Annotated in this window: 1 protein-coding gene; it reads left to right on the top strand. The window is 41.4% G+C overall.

Features of this window, described 5'->3' with window-relative positions; all coding sequences use genetic code 11:
* On the top strand, nt 1-456 hold a 456-nt coding region (locus CCZ01_RS10075), incomplete at both ends, for a flagellin hook IN motif-containing protein (RefSeq protein ID WP_275542669.1).

Here is a 456-nt window from a genome sequence, read left to right as displayed (position 1 = left end):
TCTAAGAAAGAAGAAACAGGTGTTCAAGCTTCTATTGATGCAAATGGTCGTTTGAATTTAACTTCTACTGATGGTCGTGCGATTATGGTTACAGGAAGTATGGCTGGTGCTGGTGCTGCTGGTGTCTTCAGTGGTATCTTTGGTATCTCTAGTGGTGGTGTGCATGTTGGTCGCTTAAGCTTGAATCGAACAGATGCAAGCGATATTAAGTTAAGTGGTACAGGTATTACAATGATTGGTTTTGCAGGTGATGTTGCACAAACAACACAAAACTTAAGAGGAACTAAGAATGCATTTAATAACGATGTCGCTTCAGCGATTGGTGCAAATGCAAACGCAATCATTGGTGCAGACAATGCAAATGGTATCACTGCTGGTGTAACAACACTCTTTGGTGCAATGGCGGTGATGAATATTGCTGAATCTGCGATTAGACAACTTGATTCTGTTCGTGCA

Origin of the sequence: Helicobacter monodelphidis (assembly GCF_003288845.1) — a bacterium.
Taxonomy (GTDB): domain Bacteria; phylum Campylobacterota; class Campylobacteria; order Campylobacterales; family Helicobacteraceae; genus NHYN01.
Note: the sequence above shows the minus strand (reverse complement) of the source record. Positions and strands in the feature narration are given on the sequence as shown.